The sequence below is a fragment of the Petrimonas sulfuriphila genome (genome assembly GCA_038561985.1).
GTDB classification, from domain to species: Bacteria; Bacteroidota; Bacteroidia; order Bacteroidales; family Dysgonomonadaceae; genus Petrimonas; species Petrimonas sulfuriphila.
This window is the reverse complement of the sequence record CP073276.1, coordinates 1,314,958-1,341,093: the sequence shown is the minus strand read 5'-3', so window position 1 is coordinate 1,341,093 and position 26,136 is coordinate 1,314,958. Positions and strand designations below refer to the sequence as shown.

The 26,136-nt window shown below is 37.9% G+C and carries 27 protein-coding genes; 23 read left to right on the top strand and 4 right to left on the bottom strand.

What is annotated here, in order from left to right; all coding sequences use genetic code 11:
- Nucleotides 1-72: 72 nt before the first annotated feature.
- Nucleotides 73-1,686 carry a hypothetical protein gene (locus tag KCV26_05450; GenBank protein WZX37824.1) on the bottom strand — a complete coding sequence of 538 codons (1,614 nt, stop codon included), beginning with the start codon at nt 1,684-1,686 and terminating at the stop codon, nt 73-75.
- Between the two features lie 312 nt (nt 1,687-1,998).
- On the opposite strand from KCV26_05450, the gene KCV26_05445 reads away from it, so the two are divergent.
- From KCV26_05445 to KCV26_05425, 5 genes are all read left to right on the top strand, one after another.
- Complete coding sequence (locus KCV26_05445) at nt 1,999-3,069, top strand: hypothetical protein (protein WZX37823.1); 1,071 nt, start codon at nt 1,999-2,001, stop codon at nt 3,067-3,069.
- A 98-nt stretch (nt 3,070-3,167) separates the two neighbouring features.
- A complete protein-coding gene (locus KCV26_05440) occupies nt 3,168-3,704 on the top strand; it encodes a hypothetical protein (GenBank protein WZX37822.1) in 537 nt (178 codons plus the stop codon).
- A 692-nt stretch (nt 3,705-4,396) separates the two neighbouring features.
- A complete protein-coding gene (locus KCV26_05435; protein WZX37821.1) occupies nt 4,397-5,863 on the top strand; it encodes a hypothetical protein in 1,467 nt (488 codons plus the stop codon).
- Between the two features lie 183 nt (nt 5,864-6,046).
- Entirely contained in the window at nt 6,047-6,538 is a 492-nt protein-coding gene (locus KCV26_05430; protein ID WZX37820.1) for a hypothetical protein, read from the top strand.
- A 147-nt stretch (nt 6,539-6,685) separates the two neighbouring features.
- Nucleotides 6,686-7,348, top strand: a complete 663-nt coding sequence (locus KCV26_05425; GenBank protein ID WZX37819.1) for a hypothetical protein — start codon at nt 6,686-6,688, stop codon at nt 7,346-7,348.
- A gap of 211 nt (nt 7,349-7,559) precedes the next feature.
- Here KCV26_05425 and KCV26_05420 read toward each other — a convergent pair whose 3' ends face one another.
- A complete protein-coding gene (locus tag KCV26_05420; protein ID WZX37818.1) occupies nt 7,560-8,609 on the bottom strand; it encodes a phage integrase SAM-like domain-containing protein in 1,050 nt (349 codons plus the stop codon).
- Nucleotides 8,610-8,703: 94 nt separating this feature from the next.
- Here KCV26_05420 and KCV26_05415 point away from each other — a divergent pair, with 94 nt between their 5' ends.
- The 4 genes from KCV26_05415 to istB all read left to right on the top strand — a co-directional run bounded on the left by KCV26_05415 (nt 8,704) and on the right by istB (nt 11,037).
- Nucleotides 8,704-9,330 (top strand): hypothetical protein, encoded by a 627-nt coding sequence (locus KCV26_05415; protein ID WZX37817.1) that lies wholly within the window; start codon nt 8,704-8,706, stop codon nt 9,328-9,330.
- 32 nt (nt 9,331-9,362) lie between these two features.
- Entirely contained in the window at nt 9,363-9,680 is a 318-nt protein-coding gene (locus KCV26_05410; protein ID WZX37816.1) for a transposase, read from the top strand.
- A 284-nt stretch (nt 9,681-9,964) separates the two neighbouring features.
- Nucleotides 9,965-10,288 (top strand): hypothetical protein, encoded by a 324-nt coding sequence (locus tag KCV26_05405; GenBank protein WZX37815.1) that lies wholly within the window; start codon nt 9,965-9,967, stop codon nt 10,286-10,288.
- Nucleotides 10,285-11,037, top strand: coding sequence for an IS21-like element helper ATPase IstB (gene istB, locus KCV26_05400; protein WZX37814.1), 753 nt, complete (start codon nt 10,285-10,287; stop codon nt 11,035-11,037). Before KCV26_05405 ends, istB begins: the two co-directional genes overlap by 4 nt.
- 81 nt (nt 11,038-11,118) lie before the next feature.
- On the opposite strand, the gene KCV26_05395 is transcribed toward istB, so the two are convergent.
- On the bottom strand, nt 11,119-11,574 hold the full coding sequence (locus KCV26_05395; GenBank protein ID WZX37813.1) for a hypothetical protein: 456 nt from the start codon (nt 11,572-11,574) through the stop codon (nt 11,119-11,121).
- A gap of 141 nt (nt 11,575-11,715) precedes the next feature.
- On the opposite strand from KCV26_05395, the gene KCV26_05390 reads away from it, so the two are divergent.
- From KCV26_05390 to KCV26_05340, 11 genes are all read left to right on the top strand, one after another.
- Nucleotides 11,716-11,919, top strand: coding sequence for a hypothetical protein (locus KCV26_05390; GenBank protein WZX37812.1), 204 nt, complete (start codon nt 11,716-11,718; stop codon nt 11,917-11,919).
- A 347-nt stretch (nt 11,920-12,266) separates the two neighbouring features.
- A complete protein-coding gene (locus KCV26_05385; GenBank protein ID WZX37811.1) occupies nt 12,267-13,793 on the top strand; it encodes a hypothetical protein in 1,527 nt (508 codons plus the stop codon).
- A 150-nt stretch (nt 13,794-13,943) separates the two neighbouring features.
- The gene (locus KCV26_05380) at nt 13,944-14,288 is read left to right on the top strand and encodes a helix-turn-helix domain-containing protein (protein WZX37810.1); all 345 of its coding nucleotides are present in this window, start codon (nt 13,944-13,946) and stop codon (nt 14,286-14,288) included.
- A 1-nt stretch (nt 14,289) separates the two neighbouring features.
- Nucleotides 14,290-14,550, top strand: a complete 261-nt coding sequence (locus KCV26_05375) for a helix-turn-helix domain-containing protein (protein WZX37809.1) — start codon at nt 14,290-14,292, stop codon at nt 14,548-14,550.
- Nucleotides 14,551-14,648: 98 nt separating this feature from the next.
- Nucleotides 14,649-16,076 carry a DNA primase gene (locus KCV26_05370; protein WZX38329.1) on the top strand — a complete coding sequence of 476 codons (1,428 nt, stop codon included), beginning with the start codon at nt 14,649-14,651 and terminating at the stop codon, nt 16,074-16,076.
- Nucleotides 16,077-16,184: 108 nt separating this feature from the next.
- Nucleotides 16,185-17,516 carry a hypothetical protein gene (locus tag KCV26_05365; protein ID WZX37808.1) on the top strand — a complete coding sequence of 444 codons (1,332 nt, stop codon included), beginning with the start codon at nt 16,185-16,187 and terminating at the stop codon, nt 17,514-17,516.
- A 165-nt stretch (nt 17,517-17,681) separates the two neighbouring features.
- Entirely contained in the window at nt 17,682-18,863 is a 1,182-nt protein-coding gene (locus tag KCV26_05360) for a hypothetical protein (protein WZX37807.1), read from the top strand.
- An 82-nt stretch (nt 18,864-18,945) separates the two neighbouring features.
- Nucleotides 18,946-19,461: a hypothetical protein gene (locus KCV26_05355; GenBank protein WZX37806.1), complete on the top strand. Its 516-nt coding sequence runs from the start codon at nt 18,946-18,948 to the stop codon at nt 19,459-19,461.
- Nucleotides 19,462-19,605: 144 nt separating this feature from the next.
- Nucleotides 19,606-21,267, top strand: a complete 1,662-nt coding sequence (locus KCV26_05350; protein ID WZX37805.1) for a putative DNA binding domain-containing protein — start codon at nt 19,606-19,608, stop codon at nt 21,265-21,267.
- 464 nt (nt 21,268-21,731) lie between these two features.
- Nucleotides 21,732-22,091: a hypothetical protein gene (locus KCV26_05345; GenBank protein WZX37804.1), complete on the top strand. Its 360-nt coding sequence runs from the start codon at nt 21,732-21,734 to the stop codon at nt 22,089-22,091.
- A 169-nt stretch (nt 22,092-22,260) separates the two neighbouring features.
- Nucleotides 22,261-22,881, top strand: a complete 621-nt coding sequence (locus tag KCV26_05340) for a hypothetical protein (GenBank protein ID WZX37803.1) — start codon at nt 22,261-22,263, stop codon at nt 22,879-22,881.
- Between the two features lie 145 nt (nt 22,882-23,026).
- Here the strand turns inward: KCV26_05340 and KCV26_05335 are convergent, their stop codons facing one another.
- Nucleotides 23,027-23,746, bottom strand: a complete 720-nt coding sequence (locus KCV26_05335; GenBank protein WZX37802.1) for a TetR/AcrR family transcriptional regulator — start codon at nt 23,744-23,746, stop codon at nt 23,027-23,029.
- 289 nt (nt 23,747-24,035) lie between these two features.
- On the opposite strand from KCV26_05335, the gene KCV26_05330 reads away from it, so the two are divergent.
- The 3 genes from KCV26_05330 (at nt 24,036) to KCV26_05320 (ending at nt 26,090) form a co-directional block, all read left to right on the top strand.
- Nucleotides 24,036-24,812 (top strand): hypothetical protein, encoded by a 777-nt coding sequence (locus KCV26_05330; protein ID WZX37801.1) that lies wholly within the window; start codon nt 24,036-24,038, stop codon nt 24,810-24,812.
- A gap of 113 nt (nt 24,813-24,925) precedes the next feature.
- Nucleotides 24,926-25,255, top strand: a complete 330-nt coding sequence (locus tag KCV26_05325) for a hypothetical protein (GenBank protein WZX37800.1) — start codon at nt 24,926-24,928, stop codon at nt 25,253-25,255.
- A 151-nt stretch (nt 25,256-25,406) separates the two neighbouring features.
- Entirely contained in the window at nt 25,407-26,090 is a 684-nt protein-coding gene (locus tag KCV26_05320) for a hypothetical protein (GenBank protein ID WZX37799.1), read from the top strand.
- Nucleotides 26,091-26,136: the final 46 nt, after the last annotated feature.

Genomic DNA, 26,136 nt, shown 5'->3' with positions numbered 1-26,136 from the left:
GAATAGGAAAGAGGTTAAAATCACTTCAGTGGATTTCTATCCTCTTTCTCTTTATATATTGTACCGATATTCTTATGATTTAGTAGCTGGAATATACTGGGATATATTCTTAAAAATAGAATGCCAAAGATTAGATGGCTGGTTGAATTGGGTTAGATTAATCTCCCAAAAAGAATCTTTATCAAAGAAAAAAAGTTTATCCTTATTTATTAATAAATCGCCGGATGTTTTTATAGTACCTACCGGAACATACGAATTATCAAGTAAGATAAAATCTGTATTATTATTCGATACCAATGTGTATTGACTATTATCTGTTATCTTATGATACAAGTCAGGTTTACCATACACCAATATTGTTTCAAGATTATCTGTCAGAACAAAAATCCTGCCTTTGGAAGTCATCATAAAATTGTGATTTGAAAAATCGGATATGAGTTCTTTGAAAAAAGGCTCATTCCCTTTCCAATAAATCCCGGAATCAACAAAAACATCCAAGAATTCCCCATCATGTAATTCTAATGCTTTTTCAGTTATCATTGAGCCATCACTTAATGAATATGCAGCTATCTTATCCTCAAAAACCACGAATAATCTATCATTTACTACCTGAAAATTACGAATAAACTCTTTCTTTTCAGCAATGGATGTAAGAAATAATTGTTCCCCACTTTGTAAATCAAATGATGCAAAATAGGGTGCGCCAACCATGGAAAAATTTCTATTATATTGGGCATATCCCCGGTTAATCATAAAAATGTTGGTATCAATCAGGAATAAAGAAGATTTTGATGTTTTTTTCTCCGGTAAAGAGGTTGACCATTGTATTTTCCCTGACTTGTCAATCTTCGATATTCGATCTTTAGAGGCAAGGATTGTATTTTCATAGGGATCAATAAGCATATTTGATACCATATCGGAATAAGTATTAGGTTCCGTTTGTAAGATATATAGATCAAAAATCAAACCAAGAATTATATTGATCGCATTAAAACCTATCATCTTTCCAATCTCTTTATTGGAGGTGCTTGCCTTATAAGTCCACCCTTTGCCATTTGTTAGATTTATTGCTCTGATGCCGTCAACTGAAATTAACAATGTAGTATCGTCCAACATATATGCGTCATTCCATCCGCATATCCGGTTAACCTTTTTTCTCCATAACTCTTTGCCGTTCGATAAATCAACTGCCGTAAGTTTATTGGACAACGATTGGAGCGGATAACCAACCCCAATATTTAAAAACGGATCGATAAAATAAAACTCATTTCTGTTCTCCCACAATACATCCCCCGTTTCGGGATGGATACAATAATTTTTTTTCTTTTCAGAAAGAAAGTAGTAGTTTCCCTGCAATTTAACTTCCGACGAATTATAGTTTATAGCCCGTGCCCATTTCACATTCTTAGCCTCCATGTCGACCATGTTAAGGGTACCTCTATTTGTGAAAGAAATCTCCTTACTGTCAGGATCTTTCAATTCGAGCAGTAAATTATCCGAAATCCCATCCCAATGCCATCCGGATAATTTTCCCGAAACAACATAACGTGTTGCGGTAACAGGAGATCCTGTCACATAAGATGTGCCAACTGTCGAATCCGTTAATGAAAACAAATGGGTTGATGTTTGACCAACAGTAATCCCAAAAATACAGATTGATAGTATTAAAAAAGATGTTCGTTTCATGTGATTGCTAAAATATGAGGACTGTTACTCTATGGCAAATTTACAGAATTTTCTTTTATAATCGATCAGGAAAAAACACACAAAAGTGTGTATTTCGATAGTGTATGCCAAAAACACACTTTTGTGTATAGTAAATGGAAAAACAAGGGTATAATTTTGCATCAGTAAAGCAAAAAAATGAATTAATCAACAGATTTTTATAGTGCGCAATATGGAAAGAAGGTTGTTAAGATAGTTCATTGACAAATATTTATTCATACCCTGAGTACTTGAATACAATATGTACGGTATGGGGACAAAAAAATTACAATTATGAGAACAATTCTTTTTACATTGCTGGCATTAACATGCATGCTACTATCCTCTTGTAATAATGAGTTGGATGAACAACAAGTAGCGATCACCGATGAAACTAATACAGTTTTTAGGCAATCGGATGGAATTCTTATGTTTGATAATGAAGCAGCATTTTTAGAAGCTGTCGAAAAAGTGAGAAATAATGAAGTTGGAACTGCCTCTTTTACCCGTTCTGCTTCCGGGGAAGAATTTATTTCTTTATTTAGAGAATTTGATCAGGCTATGACTGAAGCAGACGATTATTACCAACGTGAGGGAGGATATGAAGAATTTAAGGTGAAATTCCCCAATCTGTATTATCCTGAATACGAAGAAGATTATGCAGCGTTCCTGCCAGTAAGTGACGAGGCTATTGCAAAGCTATTAAATCAGCAAGGTAAAGTTATAATAGCTGGAAAAGAGATAGATATGCGTGATGTTTTTTCTTATGAAAAAATTCAAGAATTAGGATTAGGTATGCCCGAAAATGTAAATGTTGATGTAGAGGAAAATCCCAATACTCGCGCATTTACAGATATAAAGTATCTTACCTTGGATAAAGAAAATATGAATAAAAAAAGAAAAGCTTGGATTACTTTGAGAGGAATTGAGGTTAGTGATAAAAATTCAAAAGACGGGTCTAAAGTTAAACTAGGAAGAGTTGATTTATGTTTTAGGAAGAAAGGGGCTGTTCATTGGTATAATGGGAAAATGACATCAAGGGGTTATTGGTATTCAACAAATGGCGTTCGAACCCCCATAACAAGTCAAGGTCTAAAAGAACTTGAATATTCCCCCCATAAATATTATGTTTCTGCATCCAGGTATTATCAAACTATAAAGCCATCAGAAGTTGATAAAATTAAATTGGAATTCGCATGCGGAGAAGATTATCCTAAATACTCTTTTACAGGAATTTATACTGTAGATATAAATCATTTAATGTCACTAGATAACGGTACGGGTTTTGGGGAAGACCTTGCAAGTTTTTTGGTTAATTGGGGCCTGTGGTTAATACCTGTAGCAGTAACCATTATTTTATTATAAATATAAAAAAAAGGATTATGTTTTCGATTTTAAGGACATCATTATTTGTGTTATTTGTTTTCGCATGCACATACATGAACGGCCAGAACTTAGAAAAGATGGAATTTTTTTTTGAAGCAGGTTCCGCAAAGGGGATAAATGACGTTTTTAGTTATAACTTCCAGTTTTCTCCAGGATATAAATTAACAGAAAATTTCACATTAGGAGTAGGAATTGGATTTGTAGACTATAATAATAGAACGGATTTAAAAAATGAATTAATAGATAATCATTATTTTCAAACAGGCTGGCATAATGCGTGGAAGCCTTATCTACATGGAAAATATAGTATTTCGTCAAATCATCGGGTAAACCCCTTCATTAAGGTTGACATTGGCTATGCATTCTTTTCCCATAAGAAAAAACTTTCTTATGTAGATGAAATTGAAAACGATTATGTTACTATACCGTTTGATATAAAGGGGGGGATTAACTCTACTATCAATTTAGGCATTTTAAAACATTCAAATCATTTTGGAGAGGCATTAACTGTATCCGTGTTTTATCTTTTTCAGCCTGTAACATATAAATATATGTCGAACTCTGTAAGGAAAAACATATCTTCCATTGGATTTAATGTAGGTGTTATTTTTTAGTCTCCTGCGATTGTATCGCATGGATGAGCATGAGCCATATGAATGTGAAATATACGTTCTCCTCACGTGGTAAGATCGCTCCTTACGTCAAAGGCCGGGTAGGACATGGGATTCTCTTATCCACTTGCGGGAGAAGCTCGTATATTGTTAGCTGTTTCTTATCATTATCAGCGGTTAACAAATAGATACCTGGAGCATCCATGAGAATATAGCCGGTTGCAAGTCAATTCCTCCGTAGGATTAAACGTCGATATTCTTTTTTAAGACAAATGTCTATTGAAATAGTAGCACTATCATTTCAGCATGCTGCCTTTTAAAAATTTTATGGAAATGAAATTGATTAAGTACTTTTATTTGACAGCTATATTGTCCCTGCTAGTAAGTTTGGGGTCAAATATTACTTTTAGAATATATTTGATTCCAAGCCAATTTCTCTTTCAGAATTACCCGCAGGAGTTTTGTTCTTACATTCAACAATGATCACGGCACTATGTGGGGGGAATTTGAAATTAATTGATAAGGTAGAGTTGAGACTTTAACTAAAGTTTCTTTGTAAACTCTAAATGACAATATTGGATAAATACTCTATCCTCTTCTCAATGGCAGCAAGCTTGTGGCTGAAATAAGACAAGCAATAAAAGCAATTATTAATTTCGTCCTGAATGCGTAGGGACGTAACACAATTTTACAAAATGAAAAAGTTTAATGTATTCATGCTTGTAGCATGTTTTGTTGTTTTTCAGTTTTTGTCTTCATGCAATAAAAGTGAAGATAATTTTGAGAATGAAATTTTGGTTAAACAGACAGAATCTGTTTCTGAGATCAATGCTTTTAGTAGTAAGGAAGAATTAAAAAATGCGATAAACAATACAGGTTATACTCGATCGGCATCTTCTGTTTCAGCATTTGACTCTGATATTTCCGAGGTACTCGTTCCAAATGAAAATTTCAGAAAATTATTGAATGAAAAAGGACAAATTATCGTAGATGATACCTTATATATGATTACAAGACAGGGTACACTATTTACCCATATGTCAAATCAAACAGTTGTTGACACGCTTTCTGATTTTTCAGTTTTTGAGCAAGTTTCTACCGATTTAAAAAAATTCAATGAAATATTTCTTTTTGATACTTTCAAAGATTTGTCAGAAGAAGATTTTTATGAAGAACCGGATGGAGATGAAGAGGATATTTCATCTATCTCTACACGTGCAACCGCATATAATCTACAAAGAGATCCTGTAGATATAAAGAATTTTCCTGTTATGTCAACAGAACCGTATACTTTGGTTGGGAAAGGACTTGCAGGTTTATTCGGAAATAACAGTGCTCACAAAATAGATATTCAACATAAAAGAAGATTGAGTGCTTCTTTATATAGTTATAATTATTTGGTCTATAGTGAAACAGGATTAAAAGCGGCTGTAATAAGAAGACGATCGTTGCTTCATAACTGGACTAAAGAAGCAAGTTGGGGGCCTGGAACAGTTATGGGATGGGAACATATTCATTTTGTATATGATAAGTTAGATATACCTGACATGCCTGATTTACATGATCAGACTAAGAGAATGACCTACGGCAAATTCATGGGAAATTTAGCTAAAGTCTCTACATTGTATAAATTTGACAAGAAAGTCTCGGATGGTAATATTATTACCATACCTATTATTTTAGGAAAAGAGATTGAAGTTAATTCACTTGATATTGCAAATGCAGGTATAGACTTAATGACAAAAGCAGGATTAGATTATCTGAAAAAATTAGGAGACCCCTATCTTACTCAAGCTCTTGAGCAAAGAGAAGCGGCGATTAACAAGAGTATATGGAATACAAATCCTTTTCAAAAAGTACCGATTCCGGGTATTTCAATACATATTATAGATTTGAAGAAAAAGCAGATGCATGTTTTTATTGGTTCCGATAAAATTTGGAAACCCGGGCCAAGCCAAGTGAAAGTTTTTGATAGTGGTGTTGTATTTGAAGTTGAATACAATTCAAATTTAGGACTGGTTGGAAGTGCCCTTAAAACTTTAGCAAAAAATGTCAAGAATAAAGCTCCTAATGTGGAATCTGCATTTGTTTACGCATATACAACAACTGATTCCGGCGGTGAAGTAAAAGGTATGATTCTTAAAAAGACAAAAGACAAGTAATAGAATCATAGTAAAATATTATATTTAAATTTTATATCCGGCGTGAGTGTTTATTTGCTTGCGCCGGATTAAAAGTAAAATAATCAAAATAATACGAATATATAAATGGAAACGAAGAAACTACTTTTTAGATACTTTTTATTTTGCTCCCTTTTTATTACAAACACTTTGTATTCACAAGAGTTGCAAACAGTATCCAGAATAGGATTGGGAATAAATGGACTTGATCTGGCGGTTGAGTTACCCATAGCGAAAAAAATAACCATTGAACCGAGCATTGGTCTTGGGCCAAGTTATGATTTCGGTGAAGGTGAAGCCCTTACGTTCAGGATGGATTGGCATTGGACATTATTGAATCCGAGCGTACATTTAGGAGTAAATGGCAAGTTTATTTATAACCATAAAAGTGAACCGAAATTATTCAATTCGGGAAACTTTATCGGTTTAAAAGTGAAATATGTATCAAAACCATTAACTGATGAGATACATTATTTGACCAATACATTGCTAACAAATCTGAATTGGGGAGGACAGCGAAATATTGGAAGACATTGGATTTTCAGTTATTCGTTAGGAGCAGGATACGGCTACAACCTCGATGAACCGTATGGTTTATTCTATCCGGCTTTCGATCTCAAATTTGCCTATGTATTGCCCTACGGAAGAAGCAATTAAAATTTAACTATAGCAAACAAAATACTAAATAGTCTCTTAGCTAATAAATTAATGTTTTCACAATTATAATTAGTATGAGGGACTATTATTTTACTAATTGTTTCTTTCTGCAAAAATAGAAGAACAAATAATGATACAAATATCGGCATGAAACGTATAATATTTTGTACTTTGGTTTTGGTTATGTTTTTTCTTAATTCAGTTTATTTGAATGCGCAAATCCAAAAAACTTTAGGTATGGATGGCGGTTTTTACTTTAATTCCAGTAACATAGCATATCATTTTTCGTTGACTTATAGCCTTCAATTCAATCAGTATTTTGGAATTTCTGCTGGAACTATGTTCCTTTCCGTTCCATTGGATATTGCTGGATGGTCGGATAGTTCAAGAAATAGCAGCTATTATTTTGATGAAGATAATATTAAACGTTTCAATCTGTTTTTTTCTACTTTTTATTCACGACCACTTTTCCAATCTACAGGTGTTTACACGAATTGGTCGGTTTCATTCGAACCAATTCCATATGAGTATATATCATTAGAGAAACGGATGAACAATGATATACTATCCGAGAATGTAGGTAAATACCAATTTGCTGGATTTTCACCCGGTACATTTTTAGAAATGGGCTTAGTTCAATATTTAAATAGAGATAATAATGGATTAAGGCTATCCCTCGGGTTTGGTTATGGCTGGTATGATATGTATGCCGGTTATAATAGAGCTATTATTGATGGACAAAGAATATCGACATATATTCCTAATAATAATCTTTATAAAAGGATAAGTCTAAAGTTAATTGGACTTTAGACGATTAATGACTTAAAAATAAATGTAATTACACTTTCTAAATTCTAACGCGCTCATACCATATTTTCATTAAACAAATAGTTGGGATAATGTTTTCATTTAGCGAAGGTGCCTAAAATATCACATTTTACAACCAGTTCGGTGTTATACAGGAATTGGTTTCCTTATCTTTGAAATTAACAGACACAGTCTGTCATATTTCGGGAAACGATCATCCGGTTACAGACAATAGACTTATCGTATTATATTTTTTGTTTGGGTTTAATAGTTTAGAATTCACCTCTCTCCTTTTTTTGGGGGATGGATTATTATAGCCGGCGGTTACATTCTTTCCAGTACTATGGCCAACCATTTGTTTAACGAAAATCTCACTAATATACATTTCGCTTGTAAGATGAGTTACGTAGCTGTTACGGGTATAGGCGGTCGATAAATTCCGGTCTATCCCTAATTGTGCTGCTATTACTTTTAATGAATTATTTATTGGGTTTAATGCCAGTTGAATAGCGTCTTTTATCTTTCTTTCGTTTTGATCTACTCGTTCGATGCCGTTAAGAAATGGAAAGATATATCCATTCTGTTCTTTATTGCCGTGTCGGTTAATTATTTCTACCATTGGAGGTAGTAGCGGAGCGCAAATAGGCTCTGGATTTTTTTTCTTTTTTGTATCTCTGGTTTTCTTACGATGAAATACAATCTCTTGGGATGCTCCGTCGATGTCTTTGTATTGCAACCTGCATAGATCACCGAAATTTAGTCCGTTACAATAGAACATGAATATGAAAATATCCCTTGCAACCATCAATCCTTGATTGTCAGTCTCAAAATCCTCTATTTTCCAAATGTCCTCAATGTCTAAAGCGATAGATTTTCTCCCACCTTCCGGAATAGAATATTTATTCTTGCCCTCTCCAAATGGATAGCGAGTTCCGCTTAAATAAGGGTCTTCTCCATTGTTTATTATTGCCCTAAGTGTTCTCATATAAATCCCGATAGTAGCGTATTCTATACCGGTCGCACTCCAAAAGTCTTCGCAGTCAGATAAAAATTTCACCGTGATATCGTCAAATTTAATATCAGCGATGACGTTTAAAACATCCTTACCTTTTGTCTTATGCTTTTTACTTACACATTCTTCAATAAATAGTTGTTTGGCTATTTTACTTTTGATTTTTCTGTAATACTGAAAACGTATAAGAGCGTTTAATGTGGTTCTGTATATTGTTGTAATCAGTAACTTCGCATGTACAATTTTCGGCAAGATTGAATGTACAGAAATTGGCAATATGCAATGTACATAAAAAGGGTTAAAGAAGAGTCTTCATATATTTGTAATTCACAAAAATACAAACACTATGAAGACTCAGATACATGACCTTAGAAAGGTACGTATGTGGTACGAAGTTAAAGAACTTTCCAGTAATCCGGGCAATTCGGACAGTAAAATTGCAAAAAAGTTGGGTGTTGATCGCAGAACTGTTTCCAGGTACAAGAAGATGAGTGAAGAAGAGTTTCATGAGTTTTCAATGAAACAACGTGTATACGAACTTGTTCTGTCGCCATATTACCCGGACGTTCTTTCCTTATTGAGTATAGACAATGGTTTGCCGGCGGCAGTGATAGAAGACCGGCTGAAGGAGAAATACGCCGACTTGCCGAAGGTGAACAGCAAGACTGTATACAACTTTGTCCAGCACGTGCGGCGTCAGGAGAAGATCCCTGTACCGGAGAAGATCCGCCAGACGGAAGCCCTGGAAGAGTTTGCATATGGCAGCCAGGCGCAGGTTGACTTCGGTACAGCACAGATGCGACGTTTGGACGGCAGTAGGCGCAGGGTTTATTTTTTTTGCCCTTGTCCTGTCACGCAGTCGCTACAAATATGTGTTTTTCCAAACAACTCCCTTCACCGGGAAAACAGCCGTCCAGGCTCACGAGCAGGCCTTCAAGTATATAGAGGGTATCCCCGGGAAGCTTCTCTATGATCAGGACTCGGTGTTTCTGAAAAGTGAGAACCTTGGCGATTATCTCCTGGCTGATGATTTTCGTCGCTACAGGGATGAACGCGGTATCAGCGTTGAGTTCTGCCGCAAGGCCGATCCCCCAGAGCAAAGGCCGGGTCGAGAACGTGGTAGGATACGTGAAAAACAACTTTCTTCGCGCGCGTACCTTTCACGATATAGATCGCCTCAACGAGGAAGCCCTGAGCTGGTTGGAGCGCAAGGCGAACGGCACCAAACATGCCACGACGAAGCGCCTGCCCCATGACGTGTGGTTGATTGAAAAGGAGCATCTCTCCTTTTTTTCGCCCCTCACCGGCAATCCCCCGGGATGAGATTCCCACCTACACGGTGAGAAAAGATAACACAATCAGTTACAAAGGGGAACTTCTACAGGGTCCCATATGGCACCTATAACGGGAAGGGACCGGAGGTATTACTCAAGGTCAAGGATGGCACCCTTTCGCTTTCCAACCGGCAAGGCATCCTTCTGGCCGAGCACCCCGTCAGTCTTGAAAAAGGCAAGGTAATCGGCAGCACAACTTATCGACGGGATCGGAACTCCAGGCTCGAGGTCTTCAAGCAGGAAGTCCTATCGATCTGGAAGGGCAACAACACTTTGTACCTGTTCATAGAGGAGATACACAAGTATAAGCCCCGTTATCTGAGAGACAATCTGAAAATGATAAGGGAGGTGATGGGCGAATATGGTGAGGAGATCGTTGGCAGCGCACTTGATTACTGCCTCGACAATGGGCTCCACAACGCCCTTTACCTGAAAGAAGCCGCATCACATTACCGGGAGTTAAAACGCCGGGAGAAGAAGCCCTTGCCTGTTGTAAGCGTGTTGCATGACGGTGTTCAAACAAGTCAGTATGACACGGATGCATACATCCCCGAGAGAAGCAAGATAAACCGGTACGATCAAATCATGGAGCTATGAAGCAGATAGAAAACATGAAGCAATATGCCGGCATACTTCGTTTGGGATACCTGAGCAAAAACTTGCAGCCGATGCTTCACCAGGCGAGCATAGATACACCGGGATACGCGGACTTCCTGGAGAACATGCTTGTAAAAGAGCTGGAGCAGCGACAGCTGAATGATTACCGGCGCAGGACTAAACTGGCCCGTCTGCCACGTGCACACGAGCTTGACGAGTACGATTACAAGGCCTCGAGCAGCATCGGCATAAGGCAGATGACACAGCTCAGGGAGCTGCTCTGGGTCGATCAGCTATACAACCTGGTGCTGATGGGTCCAAGCGGTACGGGCAAAACATACCTGGCCGGGGGACTGGTCAATGATGCCATCAAGAAAGGTTATAGGGCCTATTTTACCACCATGGCTGACCTGATAGGCGTGCTCAACAGGAAAGAAATCATCTCATCGGCAATGAGCACCTACAAGCGATACACCAAGGCACACCTGATTGCCATAGATGACATCATGATGTTCCCGGTGCAAAAGAGTGAAGCGGTGGCTCTGTTCAATCTGATCAATCACCTGCATGAGCAGTGCTCGATCATCATCACCACTAACAAGTCACCCAGCCAGTGGGCGGAGACACTGGATGATGAAGTGTTAGCCACAGCCATCCTGGATCGACTGCTATATCGTTGCGAGGTGATCAGGTTCGAGGGAAACGGTTACCGTATGGACAACCGGAAAACTTTCCTTGAGAAAGAATAAAAAAACAGTTGAATACAATAAAAAAGAGATAGTTAATGTAATGTTAAACCTGTACATTGGATATTGCCAAAAGTTGTACACTCAACATTGCCATTTTTTGTACATTGTAAATTTGCTAATTACAATTGTTGCATTCCCGACCTTGAAGGTGTTGTTTAAAGTGTTTATTTTGGCCGTAAACGCATCATTTACGGTTAAGATATCCGACTTGCCTAATTTGTGATCGAGTGCTGCAAAAGAGAAATTGTCTGCAGTCTCTTTAACTGCGGGTTTAAGAATATCATCAAAATATTTTTGTATGTCGTCTTTATGCTCTCTTAGATGTGCCGCTTTAGTCTTAAAATTAAAATCAGCTTCCTCTGAAGCTTCAAATAATTCCCAGTCCTCACGATCTAATACTTTTCCTGTAGAGTAGTAGTCGCTATCTCTTTTATATGTTACACGCCACCGTAGTGGGCATTCATTTTCGGGATTTTTATTCCTTATATCTCGAACAAGTTTAACGGTTATACCGTTATTGGAATAGTAGAATTTCATATCAGTATATTTTTAGATTGTATTCGATATATAACAAACAATCATAACAAACAAATAACAAACAAAAGTAGCAAAAATATACAAATAGAAGAAATAGGAAAGAGTTAATAATTTATTATATATGCTGTTAAACAGGTATTTATGAATTATTTGAAAATAGAGAAAAAATACAGAAATAACTGTTTAAAAGCTTCCCAAGCTGAGGGTCGCGAGTTCGAGTCTCGTTTGCCGCTCGTTGAAAATCAATCGCTTATAGGTTTTACCTGTAAGCGATTTTTCATTCTGGGTAAACAATGGGTAAACATTTTGCCACAAACATCCAAAACCAACCACCCCTATCCATAACCTCAAACTCACCTTTCACCATTGAAACATTCTCTTTCGATAACGAAAACCATAATTATCCGAAAACCGTTTATAAATTATATAGAGGTGTGATCATTATCATCACGTGCTTCGCACGCCATGATAATCGACAGTATTAGGTGAAACGACAGAATCTGATTATTCTTTTGTGAAAAAACCATCAACATAACCTCTGGCAACCGTACCGGTTACCAGGTTATGTCATTCACATTGAATAATCAATCTTGTCAGATTGATTGGTGCGACTCAACAAGGATTGTTTGGGTAATTATTCTCTGAATCTTTTCAGAAGTCTTTCATGTCCCATTAGAGAATACAAATCTGTTATGAGAGCGAAAGAATACCTTGAAATCAATAAGAAAAGGATTTACCACTACGACCAGGTAAAAAAATCCGTTTATGATCTCTACCCATTGAGAAATAGCAAGATACAGACGGAAGTCTATTTTAACCGGTATCTTTTCGCCGATACAAGATACCGGAGTTACGAACAATATTATGCCGATAAACCACCTTCAACAACTTTCAACGAAAGAGAAGACGAGATCGACAGGAATATTGCCCATAAAGTCAGGCAGGAGATCCTCAATGTCATTTCCGCGGATGATACATTTATCTTCGCCTATAACATCATCACGGTAGGAGCCAACAAGTACGACGACTACCACCGCATCATGGCCTATAACCTGAAGGAAGAAAACCGGAATACACTCACCTATATAGAAGAAATTTGCAAAAACTATAAGGAGGATTATCCAAAAGCCGATCTGGCCGACTATCTTTTGGATGACAACAACAGGACAATCTTCAACAATAGAAAGTGCGACCTGCGGAAAGACGAGGACTGGTGGATTTGCGCCTTCAATAAAGCCTACGAGATATTCGACCTGGTACGTGCCAAAGTTTCCAATCCCTTCCAGGCGCAATATATCATCAAAAATATCTACTTTGATGATAAGGACCTCGAAAGAACCATCGTCGAAATAATAAAAAGCCTGATCGACAATTACTCCTACGATCTAACTGATGCACAGAAGAAAAAATTACAAATGTTATCAGACAATATCGATGGATATGGGAAAGAGTATTTTCTAAAAATTGATGATATATACCTGGACAACATCCGGGATCTAAACCTCGATGAAATAAACTGGCTCAAAGCGACACATCTATTCAATTACGAAGTGATTTCCATGTGGACCACACACGAAGCGTTCAATCCCGAACAAAGACTGCATATCATCGACCTTATCGAAAAGAAATACCTCATCGAGAAAGAAAAGCATCCCGATATTTTTATCTACGATCTTTCTCATTTCTTTGCTTCACTTCGTGAACAAAGAAATATAAATTACCTCAACGATCCCCAACCCCAAGCGTATAAGTATCTTCCGGAGAGGGTAGAGGAACTCGAATCGACCATCGACCAAAAAAACAAAGAAATTGAAAAAATCAAAAACACTATCGGGCAACTTAATCAGTTGCTCGATGGAGAAAAACAAAAAATCAAACAACTCAAAACCAAACTCCGGACAGAGACCCGGGCACTCAAAACAACCATAGCAGAGCTCACGGAAGAAACCAACACCAGGGGAATGACCATGCCCCAACAAGTACTGGCGTTCTACTATCTTTTCAACGAGTTGGGAATTAGTTTCAACAACTCCGACAAGACACAATGGGCAAGATTTATCAACACCTTCACCGGGAAGAATTTCCAGAACATCCGGACGGAACTCAATATCGATTTCGAGAGCAGGAAAACTCAGAAAAATCTTAGGATAGTTGCCGATCTCTTTGCCGAATTATTCCCGAGAATCCAACAAAAAGTAATAAACGATAGCCAAATCTAAAATTGTAGCACCCAAAGTAGCCCGGTAGATAGTCTACAACCCTTACTACAAGGTTATTATTACTTCTCATATTTGAACCACTTCCTCACTTCCGGGGAAGTGGTTTGCTTTTCTATTGGTACGGAAGTGAACCTACATACCGATAGTATCATGGCAGAAAAAACAATCACGTTCAACGACGTACCCGAAGCAATGACCTACCTGATCGAAAAATTCGACAGATTGGAAAATCTGATCGAATCCGCAGTCTCCCCGAAAACCGATGAAGTACAATGGATGGATATCGATGCCCTCTGCGAGTATCTCCCCGACAAGCCGGCCAAGCAGACAGTCTACGGATGGGTATGCAAGAAAACCATCCCCTTCCACAAGAAAGGAAAGAAGCTGCAGTTCCTGAAAAGCGAAATCGATCGCTGGTTACTCTCCGACGAAGCACCACCGGAAGCACCACCTGAAGTCTTCCGGATCTCCACCAGGCGAAGAAAAAACTACTAAGATGGCCGACAGAAAGCATACCGGCAGCCATCAGGACAGGAGCGACAGGAACGGCAGAAACAACAGTAACGATTGGACCGACTGGATCGATGCGCAGGATGTGATGCAAAAGCTACACATCTCGCTGCGCACGCTCCAGACATGGAGAACCAACGGAATCCTGCCCTATTCCCGAATCCGGGGAAAGCTCTATTACCGTAAATCCGACATTCTATCCCTACTCGAAGAAAACTACAATGGAAAGAAAGGAGAATCCCTATGATCGGAAAAACAAGTACCGGCATCAATCCGCAACAACAACGAGTAAACATCAATAACGGCTTTTCTTTGGAAAACTCCGACTTTATTGATATCCTTGAAATGGATTTGCAGAAATTCAGGAGCCAGTTCAGCGAGAAACACGAAGAACCGGCAATCGACCATTCCAAGATACTCAATTCATTATTCGAGCAGATTGATGAGGTCGATTTCCGGGAAGAAGCCGGATTTACCAATGAGGACCAGAAACTGTCAAAGAAACATTACCTGGTAACCTGCGTCGAGAAAATTCTGGAAACGGCCAACCTCAACAACTGGGGAATCTGTCGCAACCACGATTTTATCTACCTCTATAATGGCGAGTATTGGAGCCTGTTGGATAACATAGAGTACCAGACCTTTCTGGGGATCGCTGCAGAGAAGATGGGAGTAGACCGGTTCGATGCCCGGCTTTACACCTTCCGGGAACAACTACTCAAACAATTCCTTGCCGTGGCAAACCTGCCAAACCCGCCACAATCCGATAAGGTGTTGGTAAATCTCAAAAACGGAACCTTTGAAATTGATGAAGGACGGTTGAATTTACGCAAACCCGACAGGAACGATTTCCTCACCTACCAGCTCCCATTCTGTTATGATGTGAGTGCCAAATGCCCTATCTTTGATTATTACCTCAACACCGTCCTGCCCGAAATTGAAAAGCAACAGATACTCGCAGAGTATCTGGGATATCTCTTTATAAAACCTTCGGTTTTAAAACTCGAAAAGGCATTGCTCCTTTATGGCAAGGGGGCAAATGGCAAATCCGTTTTCTTCGAGATCGTGAACGCCCTCTTGGGAGGAACCGAGAATGTAAGCAGCTATTCGCTGCAGAACCTCACCAACGAAAACGGATACTACCGGGCCATGTTGGCCAACAAGTTGGTCAACTATGCCAGCGAGATCAACGGCAAACTCGAAGCATCCATATTCAAACAACTGGTCTCCGGGGAACCGGTCGAAGCCCGGCTGCCATATGGAGAACCGTTTACCCTGATTAATTACGCTAAACTGATCTTCAACTGCAACGAACTCCCGAAGGAAGTCGAGCAGACGACAGCCTATTTCCGCAGGTTCCTTATCATCCCTTTCGATATCTCCATCCCGGAAGAAAGACAGGACAAGCAGATCGCACAGAAGATAATCAGGAATGAGCTGTCGGGCGTATTCAACTGGGTGCTCGAAGGACTGAAACGGTTGCTTCACCAGAAGCAATTCACCCGAAGCGAAGCCGTGGACAATGTCCTTGAGCGGTACATGAGAGAATCCAACACCGTTATCCTGTTTCTCGAAGAAGAAGGCTACCGGGCATCACTGGATGAGCATGTACAACTCAAAGACCTCTATAACGACTACAAATTATTCTGTTACAATGGAAGTTATCACCCGGTATCAAAGCGGAACTTCAGCGAACGGCTCCGGAATGTGAACATAAAATCAGAACGGAAGAACTATGGCATGGTAGTCTATGTAAAGAAATATTTTTTTTAGAACGTTCACTTCGTTCACTTTCTACACTTTTTTCGGCATTTCAGCCCCTTTTTCTCCAAAATCGTGCACGAAGTGAAGAAAGTGCAGCTTGAAAAACAAATTATTTTTATGCCAGTCTATAAAAAACCATATCTCCAACCCTATAAGGGAAAATCCACCAGGCACACCTGCCCGGCTTGTAAAGCCGTGCAGTCTTTCACCCTCTACCTCGATGGGAACACCGGCCAACCCATCCATCCCACTGTAGGCAAATGCAATCACGAAAACAAGTGCGGTTACCACTATACACCACGCCAGTACTTTAACGATCATCCCGGGAAGAAAAACAACCAACCTAAAAAACAGCACACTTCCCGACAATCAAAAAAGCAACAAACTCAACAAACCCAAAAACAACCCACATCCAAACCCCTAACACCCCAACAACCGAAAAATCAACAACCACCGGAATCGTGCCAATTGCCTTTCCGGCAATTAACACCACCTCAACAACTTCAACTCCAACACCCGGTACAGCCGGTCGGAAGTGCCCCAAATAAGAAACCATCAACAGAAATAAACTACATCCCCTACCTTTATGTTAAGAAATCCGCATCTTGCAATTCCAACTTCGTGCGCTTCCTCTGCAATTTTTTCTCCAAAGAAAAAATAGAGAAAGCTGTAGAAGACTATGCCCTGGGAGTCACAAAAAATAACGAAGTTATTTTTTGGCAAATAGACATCGATGGGAAAATCCGTACCGGGAAAATCATGCAGTACAATCCCAAGACAGGCAAGCGGGTAAAAAACAATACCGGAGCGATCAACTGGGTACACAATAAACTAAAGAAAACCAACCCTACGTATGCCGACTTCAACCTTCGCCAGTGCTATTTTGGAGAACACCTGTTGCGCCTCTACCCCGACAAACCCCTGGCCATTGTTGAGGCGGAGAAAACAGCCGTCATAACAAGCATGGTAATCCCCCAATGCAACTGGTTGGCTGCCGGCAACCTCAACGGCTTAAACATAGAAAAATCAAAAGTATTCGAGAATCGCGATATAGTCTTATATCCCGATGCCGGATGTTATGAAAAGTGGAGTAGGAAGATGCTTGAAATCAGAAAACAGATACCCTGCCAAATAGCCATATCAGAATTAATAGAGTACCACGCAACACCTCGACAGATTGAAGCCGGTTACGATATTGCCGACTACATCATCCAACAACTCAAAGCAAACAAGGCTTACGATCAGCAACAAACCCGGAATCAACACCCCCAGCCCCAACAACAATCATCAACCTTGCAACCCGGACAACAACCGCCCCAACCCCAAAAAGAAGAATCCATTGAAACAGGACACAACACTCCCTTTAGCCCCACACTACAAGAAATGATTGACATTAATCCCTCATTACTAACTCTCATAAACGAATTCGAATTAGTCGAATGTCAATAGTGAAGAAACTTCTCTCGAAGCACCTTCCATTGTATTCTTTATGTGCAACTATATTATTATTTTCCAATTTGTAAGTTTATTAGATTGTGATTTTTTACCTTTGTCAAAAGGACGTGAGTTTTTCAATAAATTGGATAACTAATCGGTTAAAAATATTCAATCATTATGTACAAATATATCTTGATCATATTACTTTTAAATAGTATGGTTATATTGGGGCAGTCCAATGCCGAATACTATAAATTTTTACGAGATATTTATTCAGCAATTGATAAAGATACAACGGATTTTAAATACCAATTAGGTGCCAATGAGCTATCGTTTAGCGGCTACTATATGGATGTTTTAAAAGTCTGGGAGAAGAATGGATTTGGTGGGTCTGAAAGGCCGACATTCACAAGAGAAGATAGTTTGTTATGGTTGAACAGCAGGAAAGTCGATGCAAAACAATATATACTTAGTAAATCAAAAGAGGCGGAGATCGTCATAATCAATGAAGCGCACCACATCCCAAAACATCGGACATTTACCAAATCCTTACTGGAAGGATTGTATGAGAATGGTTATCGATATTTAGGACTTGAGGCGCTATTCGACACAATAATTAATGAGAGAAAATATCCTGTCATTGAAAGTGGAATTTACACGAAAGAGCCTGAATTCGGGAATCTTATTTCCGAGGCATTGGCTTTAGGGTTCGTCTTGTTTGGTTATGAAACGTCGAAATTAATGAATGGGGCAGAAAGAGAAAAGGAGCAGGCGGAGAATATCCAGAGATTTATTGAGAATAATCCCAAAGGGAAAGTTCTTATCCATTGCGGATATGCACATGTATATGAAAATGAATATGGGGCATGGGGAAAAGCAATGGCCGGCAGGTTAAAAGACAATCTCAAAACAGATCCGTTGACAGTTAACCAGACGATGTTTTTAGAAAAATCCAGAGAGAGCTATAATCATTTGTATATCAGGAATAATGATAAAGGGTATCCGATAATTCTGGTCGGTGAAGATGGAGAAGTCTTTAATGGAAAAAAAGAACCGAAACAAACCGATATTGTAGTAATACATCCGGGAACAACATATATCAATGGCAGGCCCGATTGGTTTATAAAAGGAAAACATAAGCACTCTGTTGAATATGCGCGGACAGACAATAGCCAACCTGTTTTGGTATTGGCCTATAGGGATCAGGAATTTGAGAACGATGGAATTCCGTCCGATGTTATAGAGGTAACCGGGAATAGTATTTCTCAAGATCTTTACTTAAAGGGTGGTATGTATGAAATTATAATTAAGGATCAGTATTATAACATTATCGAAAAGTATAATATCACGATAAGATAGTGTGTGCTTTATTCCTTCAGGTAAATGCTGTTTGTATAAGGTGTTTGTCAATCAAAAGGAGACGTTTCAAAATAGATAAAGTATGAAAATAAAAAAGACAATATGTTTCAGCGGTATTTTATCCCTTGTTTTGTTAATGAGTTGCATACCTAAACAAAACGGACAAACATCTGTGTCTGATCAGAAAAAAGATTTGACAGAAAATGAAAGGATTAAATCTCATTTGAATTCTTTGGATATACGGATGGAGTTGGTGGACTCCCTATTTTTCGGGAGAGTAGATATGATAGAATGTGTTATAATCAATAATTCCGATTATGATCTTCGCTCGGGTTCGATGTATGATATCAAACAATTTGAATCGGGACAATGGAAGCAAAGTCAAATACCGTTGAATATGATATGGAATGATGAGGAAATTATCGTACCTGTAAAAAGTAATAGACGTTTTGAAGCATCTATTCATTATCTCAATTTAAAACCGGGTAGATACCGGATAGAGAAAGAATATGAAATACACCTTCCATTCAAACGAACTACAAATCCCCATCGTATAACTCTGTCACATGAGTTTGTGATAAACTCCCAGAACTCATAATTGATTATGTTCATGTTACACTCCCAAGACAGGCAAGCGAGTAAAGAACAATACCGGAGCAATCAACTGGATGCACGACAAGTTATCGAAAAAAAATCTGTAATTTTGCATGAAGTGCAAAGATGCGAAACAATCACCTAATCTATGGATAATACAGAATTAATAAAACTGGTCGATGAGTTACGTGCCCTACCCAAAGAGAACGAATACGTAGAATTCAAATCAGGGAATGCAACTACCAATGAAAGATTTGGAATGTATATCTCCGCTATTTCCAATGCGGCATGTATTCACAACAACCCTTTCGGGTATCTTGTATTTGGCATAGATGATGCTACCCATGCCGTGGAAGGCACTAAATTCAGATTTCAAAAAAGAAAGGAAGGCAATTCGGAGTTGGAGATATGGGTAAGAAGATTGCTCTATCCTTCCATCAAATTCGAGTTTCTGCCTTGCGATTATGAAGGACATTATCTCGAAATATTTAAAATACCGGCAGCCGTCGGTGAACCCACTTACTTTAAGAATACACCCTATATCCGTTTCGGATCGAGCCTCACCGAATTAAAGAAATATCCCCAGTATATAAAAGTCATCTATAACTCACAGGATGACTGGTCAGCCAAAATAATCGAGAGTGCAACAATCAACGACCTCGACAGTGAGGCCATTTCCCTTGCAAGAGAAAAGTTCAAGGAGAAGATGGCCGGAAAACCTTTCTTCGATGATATTGATCGCTGGTCGGATGAAACCTTTCTCGACAAAGCCAGAATTACCCTCAATGGTAAAATCACCAACACCGCCATTATTCTTCTGGGAAAACCCGAATCGTCCCATTATATCCTGCCAGGTGTGGCACAGATCACGTGGAAACTCGATACCGAAGAAAAGGCATACGAACATTTTGGGATACCTTTCTTTATCACCGTGAACGATGTCCTGAAGCAAATCCGCAATGTAAAATATAAATTCTTTCCCAGGAATCAACTCGTTGCCGTTGAGGTGCAGAAATATGATCCCGAAGTCATACTCGAAGCGCTGAATAACTGCATCGCACATCAGGAATATAACTACAACTCCCGGATTGTCCTAACTGAACAGACCGGGAAACTGATATTTGCCAATGCCGGAAACTTCTTTGAAGGAAATGCGGAAGACTATACAACAGGAAATAAAACACCCAAGAAGTACAGGAACAGATGGTTGGCAGAGGCGATGGTTACCTTGAAGATGATCGACAGCCTGGGATATGGTATACACAAGATGTATAAAAGCCAGATGCAACGATATTTCCCTCTGCCCGATTATTCCAAATCAACATGGGATGAGGTCGTACTTGAAATATATGGCCACGCCATTGATGAAAACTACTCGAAACTCCTGATCGAGAGAAAAGGCGATATCGACTTGACCGATGCCGTCCTTCTGGATAAAGTGCAAAAGTCGCTTCCGATCAATGGTGAAGCAGCAAGAAAATTAAAACAGAAAGGATTTATTGAAGGACGGAAACCAAACTACTTTATTTCGGCGCAGATAGCGGACATAACCGATAAAAAAGCCCAATACACACGTAACAAGGGATTAGATACTGAACTACTCAAATCATTTATTCTAAAGCATATCGAAATACACGGCTACGCTACCAGGAAAGAAATCGACGAATTACTATTAGACAAGATGCCCGATTACTTGGATGAAAGACAACGTAAAAAGAGAATCGATAATATCATACAGAATATGAGAGACGACACCATTGTAAATCTTGGAACTCGTAGTATTCCTAAATGGGTGATAAAAAAAGATTAAGAGATAAAGTAGGAAAGGAATTCAGCAATTTAAGGAAAGAAAAATTTATTAATTGTTGATAATCAAAGGTATATGCTTTCCTATTAAGGAAAGGATTAGGAAAGGAATTCAGCAATTTAAGGGAAGGAAATATATACAAATGTCTGGTATTTAGGTTGATATTGATGAGTAAATAAGAGAAGGGTAAGGAAAGGATAAGAGGTAAAATAGGAATAAGTAAGGGAAGGATTGGAAATAAAAAAGGGAAGAAATTCATTAGTTTATTTTTAAATACAATATTAATTGTAACTTTGCACCCAGTTGAATTTCGATCACACATAAAACTTATTTATGATGAAATCAAAAACTAACTTCTTTTTTGCGATGGTTATCGCATTGCTTACCGTTTCCTATGACGGCAAGGATGAACCGGTCAATCTGAAAAAAGTGTCTACAAGTTTGAAGTCTCCACAACGGAAAATTCAATGTATTATCAGGAGAATTTGCTTTTGCAAATCTATGATGACAATGCAAGCAGTGTTACTCTAAGTAATGCACTTGATTTTGAGGTAGTACCTGAAAGAGCAACCCCAATTTCCAAAATGTTTAGATCGGCCAAAAAGGCACAAAGGCTATCAGTTTTTGAAACTTCACAACCGATCTCTGAACTTAGCTTGTTTATAAGCTATTTGTTTGATGATGATATTACTACTGAAGGGGATTTTTCATTTATCTGTACTGTAAAAGTGTATAAAGACAATAAACTATTTGATACTAATAATTATAATTTCAATAAAACTTCGATTGAACCGGCAGTATTGAACTATCTAAATAATGAATCATAGAAGAATTAATCTGTCCGGTTTGGATTATAGTTTTTCTATTTGCTTTATAGTAAGCCCTGCATACTCTGAAATATTGGAATACTATACTCCTTTTGCTTTCATCCTTTTGGCAATTATTTAGTGTTTCGTCCTTATCCGTTTTTATTCTATTTTTAATCCGTTTCTTATTATGAAGAAAAAAACGATAAAATATTTACTTTGTTTCATTGTATTCTTTAGTTCTCTGAAAGATATTTATTCTCAACAAATTAATCCGATTTTTTCTTTTATTGAGATTGGTGGGGGAGCTCTTATAGCCAATCAAAATAATAAAGACTTTGGTAATGCACATTTTATATTTAATAATTCGCCAAGTATTTATACTACAGAGCATTTTGGATTGGGGTTTGGCTTTTCAATAATGACATACAGTTTAAATAAGAGATTGGCTGAACTCTCTCAGGGAAATGATATAGTCTTTAACATCCCAATTTATATACACGGAATGTATATTTTTCCTGGGTATAAAAAATATTACCCATTTATCCATTTAAAGGCTGGATATGGTATCCTCTCAAAAGAAGTTGAAATAACAGAGTCTCAGTCACAAGAAGCCAGGGAGTATAAATATTCAGGTGGAAGATATTTAGGGACTTCAATCGGAGTCTTCTATAATTTTAATAGCGATCATAAGTTCTCAATATCTTTATCCTGCAACCTCATGAATTACCACTTAAAGATAAATGCAACTGAATCCATAAAACGGGATAATACGGCTGTTTCAATAAATATAGGGTGGTTATTAAACTAATATCACTTTCCATAAATCATTTCACAACAACTGAAATTTTGATCAGCAATAAAACTATGACTATCGTCAACTACTTCTTATGTTCTCAATCAAGTTGAACTATCATAACCAGTAATCATGTAAGAATTAATCTGTCCGGTTTGAGTTATAGTTTTTCTATTTGCTTTAGGGTAAGTCCTGTATACTCTGCAATATTGGAATACTCTACTCCTTTTCCTTTCATCCTTTTGGCTATTGTCATTGTCTCTGATCCGGAATTTAGGTAGGAAAAGAATATACTTGACAGGTATTCGATTGCGTTACGCAGCCGTTGGGTGCCTTCCTCAGAATTAATGTCAATCCCGCCAAACTCCGATAAATCCCCATGTAACACGAGGTAATATATACCACCGATGATTAGTGCCGATAGAGCATCTATCTCGACGGAGGAATCCTCAAAGATCTTTTTATATCTCTCCACTAATGGCAAAGTATGAAATTCCCGTAGCCTTGCCGTACGTTTAGTCGTATTATTGTGCGTAGATAACTCCCACCGTAGCAATTGCTGCATTACCTTATTCTCTTTTAATGAATCCAATAAGGAATGCATGATAGTTATATATTGCTCCCGAGGGTTTTCCTGAATTTCTATGTTTTTAATAATATCACTGAACCAGTAGTCGTATTTCTTTACAAATTCATCCATAAAATTGTCGAGGTCGTCGTATCTATTATAAAATACGACAGGTTCTATCTTGGCTCTTTGCATGATAGCTGTTACGGCAATATTCTGAAATCCCTTCTCCTCTATCAGTTGAATCGCTGCATTATTGATGCTTTCATCAATATCTTTCTTTGTTCTTTGTTTCCTTTTCCTTGTTTCCATTTGCCCGGTTTGTTACTTAATGTCTTTTTGATTTGAGTAGAGAATTAACAATAAAATTACTATTTCCTGATGACTTATGCGTATTTAGCAAAGAATAATGGGTATTAATACCCAAGTCAAAGTGTTTTTGAAATGCAAATTTACATATAATTAGTTAGAGTAGTATCAATTTACAATATATATTGTATCTTTGCTTTTGGCATAAAAATAATAAACCGCAATACGGATATAAGTAGATATTTAATATTACACGGTGAAGATAGTATTCTTACCTTTAAAATAAAACGTTATGGATAAATTACTAAGATTTCCCTTTTCATGTTTCGTTTTGATTAGTGGTGTATTCTTGACAAGTTGCACCGATAGATATCTCTTTGATATGCCTGATACTATAGAGACAAGGTTATATGAGCAAGATGCTGAAATATTAAGTCGATTTGTGGATATTGATATGGAGAACGGCTGGTATTACTTAAACACTCAAAGAGGTTCCTTCTTCGATCTACTTCCTCAATCCTACAGGAATGAGTTAAACTTGGTAGCTGAAGAAAATCGACAAATATTTCTTCGGGAAATGGAGATATTAAACAGGAATCTTGCAAGTGTTATTGACAATGGGAGTAGTGATTTTGTTGTCTTTTCTACCCCGAGAAAATATGTGACAAAAAAGATCAATCCCAATTCAACTATTGAATTTTTTAGTAAATCTCCGGGCACATCAACACGTTTGGCCAACCAAAGTCATAGTTTGTCCTTGACCGGATTTGACGATGCGCAAAATCAGCTTAATTTTAATTCCGGTAAATATGTTGATTGCCTGGTAGATATGACAGCTTCCGGTGGAAGTAATTTCTTAATAACTATCAGTGAATCAAAATCGAATGCAACGCCAAACGGTTCCGATCCAACTAATCCTTATTCAATTACTTATTCCGGTTATGGAAGTTATAGTGGGATCACCAGATGGACTCATAGCAACTGGGGAAATAACCTGCAATGGAATATGGAATCATACATAGCAATTGCTCCTACAACCGGTAATGCTGTTTTTAGTTCTGTTCAATAGTATTTCCGCAATTCTTATAAACAAACAAAAGATAGAGTGAATTAATCTGGTCATCATACACTTTATTTTAAGTGTTTTAATCACCTAATGGGGAATAGGTATAAGAGGAAGACATGGAATTAAATCGGAAACCCACTTTACAGGAAGAAAGATTAATTGAAATTCTTTTAAGAAGATCTTCCCTTGAAATATCCGAAGATTGGAAAGAAGGGTTACTGGTTCGTCCTATGGATAACGGAATGGGAGACAGTTTATATTTATTTCCCAAAGGCAAGGACATTACAGGCCGAAATTTCGGAAAACGGATCAGTGATTTCCAATTTACCGATGCCGATGGAGTAGAAGTGATCGCATCCTTGCATATCGATAGTGATGGAGACTTGTTCGAGCTCGATATCTGGAAAACCGATCACGGCAAACTTGTAGAATTTCCAAATATATAGATTAATAAAAAGAAACAACACTTGTCATTGCCGAGGTTTGCATACGAATTAAAAATAGTTGAAAAATGGTGCAAAGTTTCTCAATATTTTAGCGTCTTGATAATATAGAACCTTTCTTGAAGTGATGTTTATGTGTTTAGATAGATAAAAGATGAAACAATTAAGTGGTAAAATATTTCATTGTTGGCATATAGCTTTCATTGTTGGTTGTTTTCTATTGAACCCTGTTTTCACATATTCGCAGAAACAAACACTATTAAGTATAGATGGTGCGTTGTATGCCAATTCAGATAATATAGCAGCTCATTTTTCTGTTAATCGTAACTGGTTATTTAATCCCAGTTTTGGTATCTCTGCAGGAGTTATGTTTGCCGCAGCACCATTGGATATTCCCCGATGGTCGAACGCAGAACAAACCATTAGCTATACTTTAGATAATAAAAGTGTAAAACATTTGAATATAGCACTGTCCACTTTTTATATGCGACCACTTATCGGGAATACCGGAATATACGGAAATGTCTCTTTTTTATTTGAGCCTATTCCGTTTGATTATATTTCCATAGAAAAGCGAGCAGAAAATGATTTCAAACAACAAGCGGAAACTATTGGGAAGCTTCAATTCTCCAAATTCTCACCCGGCATTTTTGCTGAAGCGGGCCTGTTTCATCATTTCAAAAGGGGCGACAAAGGAGTCAGGCTCTTTATTGGCATAGGCTATGGATGGTACGATATGTACACCGCATGCCGGATTGTTACCCTCGATGGACAATCTCTCTCTAAATTTCTTCCTCAAAACAATAACTACAGCAGGTTCACAATAAGAGTAATGTAAAGTATTAAGATGAGTGTATTTATTATTTACAACATTTTCCCATTTG